Source organism: uncultured Roseobacter sp., assembly GCF_947493125.1.
Classification (GTDB): Bacteria; Pseudomonadota; Alphaproteobacteria; order Rhodobacterales; family Rhodobacteraceae; genus Roseobacter.
Window position 1 is genome coordinate 448,043 of the sequence record NZ_CANLQB010000003.1, and the last position, 14,140, is coordinate 462,182.

Here is a 14,140-nt window from a genome sequence, read left to right on the forward strand (position 1 = left end):
GACCCAGGAGACTGATCCATGGCTGAATACGAATACGAAACACATGAATATGACGTGGTGGTTGTGGGCGCGGGGGGTGCGGGCCTGCGTGCAACCCTCGGCATGGCGGAGCAGGGTCTGCGCACAGCCTGCGTGACCAAGGTTTTCCCAACCCGCTCGCACACCGTGGCCGCTCAGGGTGGCATCGCCGCCTCGCTTTCGAACATGGGCCCGGACCACTGGCAATGGCATATGTACGACACGGTGAAGGGCTCTGACTGGTTGGGTGACACGGACGCGATGGAGTATCTCGCCCGCGAGGCGCCCAAGGCGGTCTACGAGCTCGAACATTACGGCGTGCCGTTCTCGCGCACCGAAGAGGGCAAGATTTACCAGCGCCCCTTCGGCGGCCACACCACCGAATTTGGCGAAGGTCCCGCGGTGCAGCGGACCTGCGCGGCTGCCGACCGCACCGGCCATGCGATCCTGCACACACTTTACGGGCAGTCGCTCAAGAACAACGCAGAATTCTACATCGAATATTTCGCCATCGACCTCATCATGTCCGAAGATGGCGTCTGCCAGGGCGTGCTCTGCTGGAAGCTGGATGACGGCACGCTGCACCTCTTTGCCTCCAAGATGGTGGTGTTGGCCACGGGCGGCTATGGCCGCGCCTATTTCTCCGCCACCTCCGCGCATACCTGCACCGGCGACGGCGGCGGAATGACCGCGCGCGCCGGTCTGCCGCTGCAGGATATGGAGTTCGTGCAATTCCACCCCACTGGTATCTACGGCGCGGGCTGTCTCATCACCGAGGGCGCACGCGGCGAAGGTGGGTATCTGACCAATGCCGAGGGCGAGCGTTTCATGGAACGCTATGCGCCGCAGTATAAAGACCTCGCGCCGCGAGACTACGTCAGTCGCTGCATGACCATGGAGATCCGCGAGGGTCGGGGCGTCGGGAAGAACGGCGACCATATTCACCTCAACCTCAACCACCTGCCGCCCGAGACGCTGAAACTGCGCCTGCCGGGCATTTCGGAGAGCGCGCGCATTTTTGCGGGCGTGAACCTGAACAAGGAACCGATCCCCGTGCTGCCCACGGTGCACTACAACATGGGCGGCATCCCGACGAACTACTGGGGCGAGGTGCTGGCGCCCACCAAGGACGACCCCGACCGCGTGTCGCCCGGCCTGATGGCAGTGGGCGAGGCGGGCTGCGCGTCCGTGCACGGCGCCAACCGTCTGGGCTCCAATTCGCTCATCGACCTTGTGGTCTTTGGTCGTGCGGCTGCGATCCGTGCGGGCAAGGTCGTCGATCCGGAAGCGCCCGTGCCCACGCCCAACAAGACCTCCATCGAGGCCGCGCTCGACCGCTTCGACAACACGCGGCACGCCAAGGGTCATACTCCGACCGCCGAGCTGCGCCTCGAGATGCAGCAGTGCATGCAGAAAGACGCCGCCGTCTTCCGCGCCAATGACACGCTCGCCGAAGGCAAGAAAGCCATGGAAGAGGTGGCGGACAAATGGGCCGACGTGGGCGTGACCGACCGCAGCCTGGTCTGGAACTCCGACCTGATGGAGACGCTGGAGCTGGCCAACCTCATTCCCAACGCCGTGGCCACCATTACCGGGGCTGAGGCGCGCAAGGAAAGCCGTGGTGCCCACGCGCATGAAGACTTTCCCGAGCGTGACGACCAGAACTGGCGCAAGCACTCGCTGATCTGGTTCAAGGGCAACAAGGCGTCGCTCGGCTATCGCGGCGTGCACGAACAGCCGCTCACCAGCCACAACGACGGCGGGATCGACCCCAAGAAGATCGCGCCCAAGAAGCGGACCTTTTAAGATGCGCTTCACTTCTTCCACCTATGACAGAGGGTCAGTTGAACCCAACGATCCAAGGACCTGTCATGCCGAAGAACATCCTCATTGGTGCCGCCATGAGTAGCATCATCCTGTCGGGCTGCGCAGTGAACCCGGACAATGCCTACCCCAAGGCCCAATCCATGGACCAATGCTACAGCTTTGCCGTCGCAGAACAGAAGCGGCGCCGGGCCAGCGCGGCCTCCGCACCGGTCAACACAGGATCGTCGGAGCTCATTCTCGCCAGCCTGGTGGGGAACCTGATCGGCACATCGGCGTCCTACAACAGCAACAAGCGGCGGCTCAATCAGTGCGTCGCCCGCTTTGGCGGCACACAGGACGACATCGACGCGATCACGGCACAACGTCGCAGCACATCCGGGCCCGGCAGCCCTGTAGCTCTGGACCAGCCCGCATCGCACGGAGCGCCGACCGCGCAAATCACCGCAGGCTGCCCGCGCGGTGCCAGTGTTCTGCACGGAGGCAGCGGCTATTGCTAGGGCGCACCCGCACCACACTGCCCGGACGATCAGCGGCGCTTCAGACCGCACGACAGGGCTACAGGGAGAGAGTTTTGAATGGGACATAGACTGACGGGCCTCGCGCTGAGCGCAACCGTGGCACTATCTGCCTGCGTCGCCGTGCAGCAGCAAACCGATCTGGCGGGCCGTCAGGCGGCCAAGACGATCCTGCCCGAGGCGCTGGCGATCTACTTCCCGCAGGTGCCCAAGGCGCTGTTCACCCCCTTCACCAATTGCGTGGTCGACAATGCCGATGCCAGCGAGGTGCAATCACTGGCCGCCGATGCGGTCGTTGGCGTCGATCAGGGCACCGCGGATACGATCCGCACCGTGCTCGCCCGCCCGGAGACCCAAAACTGCCTGCGTGCCGCCGCTCCGACGGCGCTTGGCACGCTCTAGACCGAACAGGAGACCAGAGACATGGTTCAACTGACCCTGCCGAAAAACTCCCGCATGACCAAGGGCAAGACCTGGCCCAAGCCGGAGGGGGCGAACAACCTCAAGAAGTTCCAGATCTACCGCTGGAACCCGGATGACGGTGAAAACCCCCGGGTCGACACTTATTTCGTCGATCTGGACAGCTGCGGCCCGATGATCCTGGACGCGCTGATCAAGATCAAGAACGAGATCGACCCGACGCTGACCTTCCGCCGCTCGTGCCGTGAAGGGATTTGCGGCTCCTGCGCCATGAACATCGACGGGATCAACACGCTGGCCTGCATCTACGGCATGGATGAGGTGAAGGGCGATGTGAAGATCTACCCGCTGCCGCATATGCCGGTGGTCAAGGACCTGATCCCGGACCTGACCCACTTCTATGCTCAGCATGCCAGCATCATGCCATGGCTCGAGACCAAGACGAACCGGCCCGCGAAGGAGTGGAAGCAGTCGATCGAAGACCGCAAGAAGCTCGACGGGCTTTATGAATGCGTGATGTGTGCGTCCTGCTCGACGTCCTGCCCCAGCTACTGGTGGAACGGCGACCGCTACCTCGGGCCGGCTGCGCTGCTGCACGCCTACCGCTGGATCATCGATTCACGCGACGAGGCCACGGGCGAACGGCTCGACGATCTGGAAGACCCGTTCAAGCTCTACCGCTGCCACACCATCATGAATTGCGCTAAGACCTGCCCCAAGGGGTTGAACCCGGCGGAAGCGATCGCAAACATCAAGAAAATGATGGTGGAACGCGCCCACTAAATCGGCCAGATAAGGCGGCGTATGAGGTTTTTTTTAGCCGCTCTGGCATGGATGCTCCTTGCCGCCATTCTCATCGGCGTCTGGCTCTGGCTGGCGCTGCGCCCTATGTGGCGCCTTTACCGCGGCACGCGCCCGTCATGGTACGCATGGGTGCCGCTGCAGATCTCGCTTGTGGTGCTGGCCCTAGGGCTGACTGTTTACCCGTGGAAATATGCCGTGCTGCTTGCGAGCTTTCCGCCGCTTGTGCTGTTCGACGCCTTGTTCCTCGGGCATGTCTCCGGGTTTCTCGGACAGATTGCTGTCATCGCCGTGCCTGCGGCTGTGGTCGCCGCGCTGCTTTGCGTCGCTTTTCCTCCGCTGCGGGTCATTGCCGCGGGTGTTGGGTTGGCGACACTGGGGAGTGTCACGCTCGTCGCAGGTGAACGCATCAGCCAAACCGCCATGTGCACCGAGGCTCGCGCGTTTGGTGTGACAGAGATCGCGCGCAGCCCGCTTGCGTGGAGCATCGGCAACCGCACCGGCGGCCCGTCGCACAGCACGATCCACGCGCTCGCCGAGGTGGATGGCACGCGTTATGGGTGGAGCTACAGTGCGATGGGTTGGTATGAGCTGCCCAAGGATATCGCGGCAGGGGGCGCGGGCGGCACGCTGCGCTGCCCGGCCGAAGGGTAGGGGGCGCTCATGCACATTGTCATCGGCCTGATCATCGCCTTCGTTCTCGTCGCCTTCTTTGCGCGCCGCAACCGAGGTACCCGCCGCTGCCGTTGGCGCGAGGACCGCACCGGCAACCGCGGGGCCTTGCGCAAGTACAAATGTGCGGCCTGCGGGGCCGAGGCCTTCACCGCCACCAAGGGCCCGCCCGACAGCTGTAAGGCCAACCTTCCAAAAACCTGAGTGAGGAGACCCGTGATGCCCGACGCCCCCACCGATGCTCCCGCGGATGCGGAGGTGCGCCGTGCCATCGCGCCCGTGATCTGCTACCCGACCGAGACGCTGCCCCAGCCTGACATGCCGCTGCTCGCAGTCGCACGCGAGACGCTGACAAAGACCGATGAGGTCACGGTCCCGCCGCGCAAGGCGCGCTGTTTCGAGGTGCCCGCCGGGCATTTCTTCCGCGTCACCAGCATCGAGGCCCCGCAGGTGGGCGATCTGAATCTGCACAGCGCCGCCGACCCCACCGAGCGCTTCTACTCCGGCAAGGCCCGCGCGCTGCACGGCACCCACCTGACCACCGGAGACCGCATGTGGTCCTCCTTCCCGCATCTGCGCCCCATGGCGACGATCAGCCATGATACGCTCGGCTGGTATGGCATCGACGGGTTCGGCGGGTCGGTGCATGACGTGATCGGCACCCGCTGCGATCCCTACACCCATGCGTTGTTGTCCGGGGGCGGGCAATACCACCACTGTTGCCATTCGAACCTCACGCGGTCCTTGGCCGCGCATCTGGATATCCCGCGCGCCGAGGCGGAACCGCTGGTACATGACGTGCTGAATGTCTTCATGTGCACCGGCTTCACCCGCGACACCGGGCAGTATTTCATGAAAGCCAGCCCCGTCCGCCCGGGCGATTATCTGGAGTTCTTCGCCGAGATCGACCTGCTCGGCAATCTTTCTGCCTGTCCCGGTGGCGATTGCGGGTCGGAGCATTCAAGCGATGTGGCGCGCTGTGCCCCGCTGCTGGTCGAGGTTTTCGCACCGGACCCCGACGCCCTTGCCGGCTGGCGCTCCCCGCCGTCGAACGGGTACGACCGCAGCCACGGCCTCTGACTTCATTCTTCCCAAATACTCATCGTCCCAAGGCGTTCCACCGATCATCGCACCGACGCAATACCGACACGATACCGACGTAATACCGACATGGCATTTTTTTTGGTTTCAATAAGTTAAGCAGGAATGGCCGAAAGGCGGCCGTCGCGGCACCGCGCGCAGGCCTAACGATCAGGTAAAGGCCGCCTCCAGCGCGATCTCGACCATATCGCCGAAGCTGCGTTCGCGGTCTTCAGCGGGCAGGGCTTCTCCGGTTTGAAGATGATCCGAAACCGTAAGCACGGCGAGCGCCCGACAGCCGTATCGCGCCGCGACCGTGTAAAGTTCCGCCGCTTCCATTTCGACGGCCAGGACACCATGGCGCGTCATTTCCTGATCGAGATGCGGATGCTCGGAATAAAACACATCCGAGGAATAGATGCCGCCGATATGGGTTGCGACCTCGCGGTGCGCCGCCGCCTGTGCCGCTGCGTTCAACAACGCGTAATTCGCGCATGGAGCGAAGTTCAGCGTCTGGAAGATATGGGTGGAGGGCGTCGAAATCGTGCTCGCGGTCATGGCAAGAATGACATCGCGAATTGCAACGTTTTCCTGCATGGCGCCGCAGGACCCAATTCGGATCAGGGTCTTGGCCCCATAGTCGCGGATCAGTTCATTGGCGTAAATCGACAGAGACGGCATTCCCATGCCAGAGCCCTGGATGCTGACGCGATGACCTTTCCAGGTGCCGGTGAATCCCAGCATCCCACGCACTTCATTGATGCAAACCGCGTCCTGCAAAAACGTCTCCGCCGCCCATTTTGCGCGATAGGGATCGCCGGGCATCAGCACGGTTTCCGCGATGTCGCCGGGCTTGGCTCCGATATGCGTGGTCATTGGGCTATCCTTCCTGTCGCCGCAGCAAATTTATTTGACATTGGATCATGGCTAATCACACCAAAAACCGGAGCGTTGCACGCACCGGTTTCCTCACCTTTTCGACCCCAATAAGGGTCGGTGTTCAGATCGCCATGGATTTGGGGTCTTTCCCCGCGTCCACCGCCTCCTTGAACCATTTGGGCTGACGGCCTTTTCCCGTCCAGGTCTGTGCGGGGTTGGCCGGATTCGCATATTTGGGGACGCCAATCGGCTTTGGCGCCTTCCTTTTGCTCGACCGTTTTGCCGGTTGAGTGCCCGCCAATTCAGACAGCGAATATCCGAATTTCTGCGCAGCCTGCTCGGCGGCCTTGCGCGCGTCGCGCAACTCTTTGTTGCGCAGAGTTTGCAGCGCTTTCTCCACGTCTTTCTGCAGCTTTTCCAACTGCTTCTTCGTCATAGACTTCAGATTTTGGGACATTCTGCTTTCTCATTGGAATTGAATGCCGCCGTCCATAGATGAATTGCCACCAAAAGCAAAGGTGACAATTTGTGTCTACTCGGTTTCAGCGAGTTTTGGTCTATTCCGCGGCCACGGCCTGTGGGTCTGCCAGGGTGATGATGTCCATCATGATGGTATTCAATTCGAAGTCTTTTGGCGTATAGACCCGCGCCACACCCATGGCACGCAATCGCTCCGCGTCGTCGTCCGGAATAATACCGCCGACGATAACCGGAATATGACCCAGTCCTGTCTCGCGCATTTGCGCCATCAAGTCTTCGACCAATGGAATATGACTGCCGGAGAGGATCGAAAGACCAACAACGTGGGCAGCGTCCTCTTGGGCGGCTGCAACAATTTCCGACGGTGTCAGGCGAATGCCCTCATAGGCAATTTCCATTCCGCAATCGCGGGCCCGGACGGAAATTTGTTCGGCGCCATTGGAATGGCCATCGAGGCCTGGTTTGCCAACCAGGAATTTCAGACGCCGGCCCAATTTGTCGCTGACAGCATCGACCGCATTGCGCAATTCATCCAAACCTTCGGTCTTGTTCGAGCGGGAGCCGGACACACCGGTCGGCCCACGGTATTCGCCGTGCACCTGACGCATCTGGGCCGCCCACTCACCGGTGGTCACCCCGGCCTTGGCCGCAGCAATGGAGGGCTGCATGACGTTGCGGCCCTCTGCAGCAGCCGCGCGCAGATCGGAAAGGGCCCGCGTCACGGCGGCCTCGTTTCGTTCCGCACGCCAGGCCTCAAGGCGTGCGATCTGGTCCGCCTCCACAGCCGGATCGACCACCATGATGCCGCCGTCGCCGGTCATCAGCGGCGATGGCTCGCCCTGCTGCCATTTGTTCACGCCAACCACGACGGTCTCACCCGCTTCAATTCGGCCCAACCGATCTGAATTGCTGTCGACCAGCCGCGCTTTCATATAGTCTATCGCCTCAATAGCACCGCCCATCCCGTCGAGGTTTGCCAATTCGTGGCGCGCGCCCTCTTTCAGGGCCTCGACCTTTGCATCGACCGCTGGGTTGCCGTCAAAAAGGTCGTCAAATTCCAAAAGATCAGTTTCGTAGGCCATGATTTGCTGCATCCGCATGGACCACTGCTGGTCCCACGGGCGAGGCAGGCCGAGTGCTTCGTTCCACGCGGGCAGCTGCACGGCCCGAGCGCGGGCTCTTTTGGAGAGCGTCACCGCCAGCATCTCGATCAGGATGCGGTAGACGTTGTTCTCGGGCTGTTGCTCGGTCAGGCCGAGCGAGTTCACCTGCACCCCATAGCGGAAGCGGCGGAACTTCGGATCTTCGACTCCGTAGCGCTCGGCGCAGATTTCATCCCAGAGATCGACGAAGGCGCGCATCTTGCACATCTCGGTCACGAACCGGATGCCTGCGTTCACGAAGAAGGAAATGCGCCCGACCAAGACCGGGAAATCTTCCGCAGGAACACGCGGCTTCAGCGCATCCAGAACCGCCGTCGCCGTGGCCAGCGCAAAGGCCAGCTCTTGCTCCGGCGTCGCGCCCGCCTCCTGCAGGTGGTAGGAACAGACGTTCATCGGGTTCCATTTGGGCACGCTGGTATAGCAATACTCGGCCACATCCGCGATCATTTTCAAGCTGGGCGCAGGCGGGCAGATATAGGTGCCACGGCTCAGGTACTCCTTGATCAGATCGTTCTGCACCGTGCCCTGCAGCTTTGAGACATCGGCGCCCTGTTCCTCGGCCACGGCGATATAGAGCGCAAGCAGCCAGGGCGCCGTCGCATTGATCGTCATCGAGGTGTTCATCTGTTCCAGCGGGATCTGGTCGAAGAGCGCGCGCATGTCGCCCAGATGGCTGACCGGCACGCCGACCTTGCCCACCTCACCGCGTGCCAGCACGTGATCGCTGTCATACCCCGTCTGCGTCGGCAGGTCGAAGGCCACGGACAGGCCCGTCTGACCTTTGGCGAGGTTCCCGCGGTAAAGTGCGTTCGAGGCCTTGGCCGTCGAATGCCCGGCGTAGGTGCGGATCAACCAGGGGCGGTCTTTCTTGACGTCGGACATGGGGACCTCGTGAATCGTTCAAAGCAATTTTATTACGTTAAGAGGTAGATATCTGGAATATTATGGCTTTGTCAATTCGCTGCGTTGCGGCAATCCGATCTATTCGTCCGGGCATGTCAGAGCATCTGCGTCACGGATTGAAGGCGAAAAGTGATCTTTGAGATTCCGGTGTGCTCGGCGCTGGAGGAGATGAAGCCTTACCGCTCATGGAGCGCTCTGGCCCGCGGACCTGCGTCAATCACATCAAGCCGCAATACTCGCTTGCCGCGTTGCGCGGCCTCGACCTTGATGGCCTCGCGCAGCGCGCTGCCGAGACCCAAGCCGCGCGCCTCTTCTGACATGCAGATGCCGTCCCTCAGCGACAGGTCTGGGGCCACGTCCCTCTCAATCTTCGACAGCAATGGCCGGCGCCACAGCCCGCCGACCCATCCATAGGCCCTCTGCAGATCTGGCAGATCGCGCCCCAATCATCGCGCCACCTTCTGTCTTGAAGCTGGCAACGTCACGAAGCCGCCCACTTCTGTCACGAGCAACCGGGGCGCACGTCGGGTCAAGGAGTGCTTCAAGAAACCGCGCAGCGCGCCTAGGCACCCAGTTTTTGACCAAGGCCCGCCAGTAGAGTGCAGCGACAGCGGAACCGCTCGGCGGCCACAAACCTGGTGGATATGCGGGCATTCATGGATTTGATATTGTCCTTGGTCCCGGCTCCTGCAAGGGTCGGCCCATGACGCAAGTCGTTGAAATACCGCTGTGGCTCTTTGTGCTGATCGTGCTCTTTGCCGCCGTCACCTTTGCGTCGCACTTCCTCTTTCCGTCGGTCCGCTGGTTCTTTCGGCGCCGGCTGGAGCGCGCGGTCAGGCGGCTCAATGAACGGCTGACCCGGCCCATCGAACCGTTCAAGCTGGCTCGGCGCTACGATATGATCCAGAGGCTGATCTATGATCCGGAGGTCAGCCGGGAAATCGCAAACCACGCCCGTTCCAACAATGTGCCCGAGAATGTGGCGTTTGAACGCGCCCGTGCCTATGCCCGCGAGATCGTGCCGAGTTTCAGTGCCTTCACCTATTTCGGTCTCGGGACGCGGATGGCGCGTCTGTTGGTGCGCTCGGTCTATTCGGTCTGGACCGGGCCCCGCAACAATGAGGTGATCCAGTCGATCCCGAAGGATGCGACCGTGGTGTTTATCATGAATCACCGCTCAAATATGGACTATGTGCTGATGACCTATCTGGCGGCGCAGACCTCTGCGCTGTCTTACGCGGTGGGGGAATGGGCACGGGTCTGGCCGCTCAGCCGGTTGATCCGAATGATGGGCGCCTATTTCATCCGTCGCAAGTCTCGGGGCGGTCTCTACCGCAAGGTCCTGGCCCGCTATGTGCAGATGGCGATTGCCGGCGGCGTGGCGCAGGGGATTTTCCCCGAAGGAGGGCTCAGTCTCAACGGGCGCCTCATGCCACCGCGCCTCGGGCTGCTCACCTATGTGCGCGAGGGGTATGATCCGGAGGCGCGGGATGTCGTCTTCGTTCCGGTTGCGATCAACTATGATCGGGTGCTGGAAGACAGGGTGCTGATCGCCGCGGGACAGCGGGGAGACAGGCGCTTTGGCGCGCGGATTTCCGTGGTGGTGAAGTTCATCCTCGGCAAGTTCTGGCAGGGCTTGCGGGGGCGCGTGACCCGCTTTGGGATGGCGGCCATGGCCTTTGGCGAGCCGCTGTCGCTGCGGGAGTTCGGCGCAGACCGCCCTGTGGAAGAGCTGGCAGACACTCTTATGCACCGGATCGCCGATGCGATGCCGGTGCTTGTTGTTCCGGTCGTCTGCCACCTGCTGCGCGACCGGGCTCTCCCGGTCTCCGAGGCTGCGTTGACCGAAGCCGTGCGCGACCTCACCGGGCCCCTCTCGGACACCATGCCGTCGGCGGATCTGGAGACGGTGTCGGAGACCGTGTGCGACGCGCTGGTCCAGTTGGACAAACATGGTGTGGTCGAAAAGACCTCTGAGGGTTGGCGGGTCCGCCCGGATCAGGAGGCGGTGATTGACTACTACGCCAATTCCATCGCGCATCGCTTTGGCAGCAGTGCATCCGCGGCATAAATTTCTGCGCTCGCGAAGTCATAAAATTACAAAAATGCCGCTCTAGATGTTGCAATGTTGCGCAACTCTGCATATCCAAGCTCCAGACGCCGCGATTCTGCATCGCGGCATGGTTGATTGGTATGTCGTTCAGCAGGAGGCTCACATGGCACTGGACACAAGCATCGCGCACTATGAGGCGCCAGAGAAAGACCTCTATGAAATGGGAGAAATGCCTCCCATGGGCTATGTGCCCAAGCAGATGTATGCTTGGGCGATCCGCCGCGAACGGCATGGCGACCCGGATACGGCGATGGTTCAGGAAGTGGTGGAGGTGCCGGAACTCGACAGCCAGGATGTGCTGGTGCTCGTTATGGCGGCAGGTGTGAACTACAACGGCGTCTGGGCGGCACTTGGCGTTCCGATCAGCCCATTTGACGGGCACAAGCAGCCCTATCATATCGCGGGCTCCGATGCCTCCGGTATCGTCTGGGCGGTGGGTGACAAGGTCACGCGTTGGAAAGTGGGCGATGAGGTGGTCATCCATTGCAACCAGGACGATGGTGACGACGAGCATTGCAATGGCGGCGATCCGATGTACTCACCCACTCAGAGGATCTGGGGTTATGAGACGCCCGATGGGTCCTTCGGCCAATTCACCCGCGTGCAAAGTCAGCAACTGATGCCACGCCCCAAGCACCTGACCTGGGAAGAGGCGGCCTGCTACACGCTGACGCTGGCAACCGCTTACCGGATGTTGTTCGGCCATGAGCCCCATGACCTCAAGCCCGGTCAGAACGTCCTGGTCTGGGGTGCCTCGGGTGGACTTGGGTCTTATGCGATCCAGCTCATCAATACGGCCGGGGCCAACGCGATTGGTGTGATCTCGGATGAGAGCAAACGCCAGTTCGTCATAGATCTGGGGGCGAAGGGCGTGCTGAACCGCAAGGATTATAACTGTTGGGGTCAACTGCCGACGGTGAACACACCCGAATACGGCGAGTGGTTCAAGGAGGCCCGCAAGTTCGGCAAGGCCATCTGGGATATCACGGGCAAAGGCGTGAATGTCGATATGGTCTTCGAGCACCCGGGCGAGGCGACCTTTCCGGTTTCGACCTTCGTGGTGAAGAAGGGCGGCATGGTGGTGATCTGCGCTGGCACTACCGGATTCAACCTGACATTCGACGTCCGTTACATGTGGATGCACCAGAAGCGCCTGCAGGGCAGCCACTTCGCGCATCTTGCCCAAGCCTCCGCGGCGAACAAGCTGATGCTGGAACGGCGGCTTGATCCCTGCATGTCCGAGGTTTTCTCATGGGCCGACCTGCCGCAGGCGCACATGAAGATGATGCGCAACGAGCACAAGCCCGGCAATATGTCGGTGCTGGTACAGGCGCCGACGACCGGGCTGCGCACCTTCGAGGACGCGCTTGAGGCTGGCCGTTAACCGCCGATCAGACCATTTACACAAGACGAACGCTCGCGAATCACGTAAGTATTACGCGAGCGTTTCCCGTTATGGTTGTGACGCTCTTTAGTATCAACAACTTACAATTTTGGGTCTCCCTATTTCTGGGGAGTACAAACCCGCGAATTTTCAGCAGCCGTTCATACATGTTAGAGTTGTGTTAATCTTTCATTAACCTTTAAGGGGCGAGTCTGCTATGCGAAGTGATTGGATTTTGGACGTTCTCACGGACTTGAAGACTTTTGCGACTGCAAACGACTTGCCGGTGCTGGCCGAGCAGTTGGATGATACCGCAATTGTTGCTCTTGCCGAGATCGCCGCCCTTCACGAGAGGACGCAGGGCACGGCACATGGTAGCGAACACGATGGTGGAGGAGGTTTTGGCGGAGCTGGAGCAGGCGGACACGCTTGAATCCATCGACCATGCCATCTTCAAGCTGAGGGAGCATTTTCAAGTTCAGAACATGGTCTATCACTGGGTCGACAGTGCCGGAGAGCAGTATGGCTATGGCACCTACCCTCTGGAGTGGGCCGCACGATATCAAGAGCAGAACTACATCAGGATCGATCCGGTTATCGCGGGCTGCTACAAGCGGTTCCACCCGGTGGATTGGAAGAAGCTGGACTGGTCAGGCAAGGCGGTTCGGGCCTTTAAGGCAGAGGCAGTTGAATACGGCATAGGCAATCAGGGATATTCCATTCCGATTCGCGGGCCTAACGGGCAGTTCGCCTTGTTTACCGTGAATCACACCTGTGAAGATGAGGAATGGGAAGCCTTTACCGAGAAGAACCGGCGCGAGCTGATCCTGATCGCGCATTATTTTAACCAAAAGGCGCTCGAGTTCGAACCGAACCGGGCGCCGGAGGAATCACAACCGCTTTCTCCGCGCGAGATCGATGCGATGACCTTGCTGGCCATCGGATACAGCCGGGCGCAAGTGGCTGAAACGCTTTCGATTTCCGAGCACACGCTCCGGGTTTATATCGAAAGCGCGCGGTTCAAATTGGGCGCGTCCAACACAACGCATGCCGTCGCGCGCGCCCTCAGCCGAGGTTTGATCGTCGTCTGAAACGGCGCGATTTTGGGCGGCTATCCGTTAACGTCACGCACGCCTTGGTCCGGCGTCGTTAAACATCCTCTCGCTAATCCTTTGGTCACGCCTTGCTCAGATCAAAGGAAAACACATGCTTCGCTACATCTACGCAGACCAGCTGTCCCGTCACCCAAAACTTGCCGCTTCTATGTTCAGGGACCGTGCGGATCAGTTCAAGACACGGCTGGGCTGGGATGTAAATGTCGATGCGACGGGCGCGGAGCGCGACGAATATGATCACATGAACCCGCTTTACGTGATCTGGGAGCTGCCCGACGGCACGCACGGAGGGTCCATGCGCTTTCTGCCCACCACCGAGCGCACCATGGTGAACGATCATTTCACCGACCTGATGGGCGGGGGGACGATCACCAGCCCGCTGATCTGGGAATGCACACGCTTTTGCCTCAATCGCGATGCCCTCAGCCGCGTGGCCGCCGCCTTGATGCTGGGAGGTGGTGAAATCATGAACGGCTTTGGGGTCAAACACTTCGTCGGTGTCTTTGACGCCCGCATGGTGCGGATCTACCGCATGATCGGCTCCTCGCCGGAGGTTCTGGGCAGCCAGGGTAAAGGCCGCGACAAGATCAGCGTCGGTCTCTGGGAATTCGCGCCGGAGGCCCAGGCCAAGGTGGCAGCGCGGGCGGGGGTCTCGCTGGAACTGTCCCGCCTGTGGTTCGACCGCGCGTTCGGGCGCGGTGTTGCGCGCCAACTGGCCTGCGTCGGATAAATCGCGCCCCCCATATCTGGCACCTGCGGCGCGGCCCCTG

15 protein-coding genes are annotated in these 14,140 nt (G+C 61.2%); 11 read left to right on the top strand and 4 right to left on the bottom strand.

Annotation, left to right across the window (positions count from 1 at the left end):
- Positions 1-18 precede the first annotated feature (18 nt).
- From sdhA to Q1A71_RS08685, 7 genes are all read left to right on the top strand, one after another.
- Positions 19-1,824, top strand: coding sequence for a succinate dehydrogenase flavoprotein subunit (gene sdhA, locus Q1A71_RS08655; protein ID WP_299674060.1), 1,806 nt, complete (start codon positions 19-21; stop codon positions 1,822-1,824).
- 65 nt (positions 1,825-1,889) lie between these two features.
- The gene (locus tag Q1A71_RS08660) at positions 1,890-2,342 is read left to right on the top strand and encodes a hypothetical protein (RefSeq protein WP_299674062.1); all 453 of its coding nucleotides are present in this window, start codon (positions 1,890-1,892) and stop codon (positions 2,340-2,342) included.
- 78 nt (positions 2,343-2,420) lie between these two features.
- Positions 2,421-2,762 carry a hypothetical protein gene (locus Q1A71_RS08665; protein ID WP_299674064.1) on the top strand — a complete coding sequence of 114 codons (342 nt, stop codon included), beginning with the start codon at positions 2,421-2,423 and terminating at the stop codon, positions 2,760-2,762.
- Positions 2,763-2,783: 21 nt separating this feature from the next.
- Entirely contained in the window at positions 2,784-3,563 is a 780-nt protein-coding gene (locus Q1A71_RS08670; protein WP_299674066.1) for a succinate dehydrogenase iron-sulfur subunit, read from the top strand.
- 21 nt (positions 3,564-3,584) lie between these two features.
- Complete coding sequence (locus Q1A71_RS08675) at positions 3,585-4,235, top strand: hypothetical protein (protein WP_299674068.1); 651 nt, start codon at positions 3,585-3,587, stop codon at positions 4,233-4,235.
- A gap of 9 nt (positions 4,236-4,244) precedes the next feature.
- Entirely contained in the window at positions 4,245-4,457 is a 213-nt protein-coding gene (locus Q1A71_RS08680; protein WP_299674070.1) for a hypothetical protein, read from the top strand.
- Between the two features lie 15 nt (positions 4,458-4,472).
- Positions 4,473-5,333 (top strand): DUF1989 domain-containing protein, encoded by an 861-nt coding sequence (locus Q1A71_RS08685; protein WP_299674072.1) that lies wholly within the window; start codon positions 4,473-4,475, stop codon positions 5,331-5,333.
- A 171-nt stretch (positions 5,334-5,504) separates the two neighbouring features.
- On the opposite strand, the gene deoD is transcribed toward Q1A71_RS08685, so the two are convergent.
- The 4 genes from deoD to Q1A71_RS08705 all read right to left on the bottom strand — a co-directional run bounded on the left by deoD (position 5,505) and on the right by Q1A71_RS08705 (position 9,204).
- Positions 5,505-6,209 carry a purine-nucleoside phosphorylase gene (gene deoD / locus Q1A71_RS08690; protein WP_299674074.1) on the bottom strand — a complete coding sequence of 235 codons (705 nt, stop codon included), beginning with the start codon at positions 6,207-6,209 and terminating at the stop codon, positions 5,505-5,507.
- Between the two features lie 124 nt (positions 6,210-6,333).
- Positions 6,334-6,669 carry an H-NS histone family protein gene (locus Q1A71_RS08695; RefSeq protein WP_299674076.1) on the bottom strand — a complete coding sequence of 112 codons (336 nt, stop codon included), beginning with the start codon at positions 6,667-6,669 and terminating at the stop codon, positions 6,334-6,336.
- A gap of 100 nt (positions 6,670-6,769) precedes the next feature.
- Positions 6,770-8,737 (bottom strand): protein meaA, encoded by a 1,968-nt coding sequence (locus Q1A71_RS08700; RefSeq protein ID WP_299674078.1) that lies wholly within the window; start codon positions 8,735-8,737, stop codon positions 6,770-6,772.
- 197 nt (positions 8,738-8,934) lie between these two features.
- Complete coding sequence (locus Q1A71_RS08705; protein WP_299674080.1) at positions 8,935-9,204, bottom strand: GNAT family N-acetyltransferase; 270 nt, start codon at positions 9,202-9,204, stop codon at positions 8,935-8,937.
- 257 nt (positions 9,205-9,461) lie between these two features.
- Between Q1A71_RS08705 and Q1A71_RS08710 the strand changes: the two genes are divergently transcribed.
- The 4 genes from Q1A71_RS08710 (at position 9,462) to Q1A71_RS08725 (ending at position 14,100) form a co-directional block, all read left to right on the top strand.
- Positions 9,462-10,829: a 1-acyl-sn-glycerol-3-phosphate acyltransferase gene (locus Q1A71_RS08710; protein ID WP_299674082.1), complete on the top strand. Its 1,368-nt coding sequence runs from the start codon at positions 9,462-9,464 to the stop codon at positions 10,827-10,829.
- A gap of 145 nt (positions 10,830-10,974) precedes the next feature.
- Complete coding sequence (ccrA, locus tag Q1A71_RS08715) at positions 10,975-12,255, top strand: crotonyl-CoA carboxylase/reductase (RefSeq protein ID WP_299674084.1); 1,281 nt, start codon at positions 10,975-10,977, stop codon at positions 12,253-12,255.
- 371 nt (positions 12,256-12,626) lie between these two features.
- Positions 12,627-13,346 carry a LuxR family transcriptional regulator gene (locus Q1A71_RS08720; RefSeq protein WP_299674086.1) on the top strand — a complete coding sequence of 240 codons (720 nt, stop codon included), beginning with the start codon at positions 12,627-12,629 and terminating at the stop codon, positions 13,344-13,346.
- A gap of 115 nt (positions 13,347-13,461) precedes the next feature.
- Positions 13,462-14,100, top strand: coding sequence for an acyl-homoserine-lactone synthase (locus Q1A71_RS08725; RefSeq protein WP_299674088.1), 639 nt, complete (start codon positions 13,462-13,464; stop codon positions 14,098-14,100).
- Positions 14,101-14,140: the final 40 nt, after the last annotated feature.

Excerpts from the sequence above, each read along its gene's own strand:
- sdhA (WP_299674060.1), top strand. The coding sequence starts at position 19 with ATGGCTGAATACGAATACGAAACACATGAATATGACGTGGTGGTTGTG.
- Q1A71_RS08660 (WP_299674062.1), top strand. The coding sequence starts at position 1,890 with ATGCCGAAGAACATCCTCATTGGTGCCGCCATGAGTAGCATCATCCTG.
- Q1A71_RS08665 (WP_299674064.1), top strand. The coding sequence starts at position 2,421 with ATGGGACATAGACTGACGGGCCTCGCGCTGAGCGCAACCGTGGCACTA.
- Q1A71_RS08670 (WP_299674066.1), top strand. The coding sequence starts at position 2,784 with ATGGTTCAACTGACCCTGCCGAAAAACTCCCGCATGACCAAGGGCAAG.
- Q1A71_RS08675 (WP_299674068.1), top strand. The coding sequence starts at position 3,585 with ATGAGGTTTTTTTTAGCCGCTCTGGCATGGATGCTCCTTGCCGCCATT.
- Q1A71_RS08680 (WP_299674070.1), top strand. The coding sequence starts at position 4,245 with ATGCACATTGTCATCGGCCTGATCATCGCCTTCGTTCTCGTCGCCTTC.
- Q1A71_RS08685 (WP_299674072.1), top strand. The coding sequence starts at position 4,473 with ATGCCCGACGCCCCCACCGATGCTCCCGCGGATGCGGAGGTGCGCCGT.
- deoD (WP_299674074.1), bottom strand. The coding sequence starts at position 6,209 with ATGACCACGCATATCGGAGCCAAGCCCGGCGACATCGCGGAAACCGTG.
- Q1A71_RS08695 (WP_299674076.1), bottom strand. The coding sequence starts at position 6,669 with ATGTCCCAAAATCTGAAGTCTATGACGAAGAAGCAGTTGGAAAAGCTG.
- Q1A71_RS08700 (WP_299674078.1), bottom strand. The coding sequence starts at position 8,737 with ATGTCCGACGTCAAGAAAGACCGCCCCTGGTTGATCCGCACCTACGCC.
- Q1A71_RS08710 (WP_299674082.1), top strand. The coding sequence starts at position 9,462 with ATGACGCAAGTCGTTGAAATACCGCTGTGGCTCTTTGTGCTGATCGTG.
- ccrA (WP_299674084.1), top strand. The coding sequence starts at position 10,975 with ATGGCACTGGACACAAGCATCGCGCACTATGAGGCGCCAGAGAAAGAC.
- Q1A71_RS08720 (WP_299674086.1), top strand. The coding sequence starts at position 12,627 with ATGGTAGCGAACACGATGGTGGAGGAGGTTTTGGCGGAGCTGGAGCAG.
- Q1A71_RS08725 (WP_299674088.1), top strand. The coding sequence starts at position 13,462 with ATGCTTCGCTACATCTACGCAGACCAGCTGTCCCGTCACCCAAAACTT.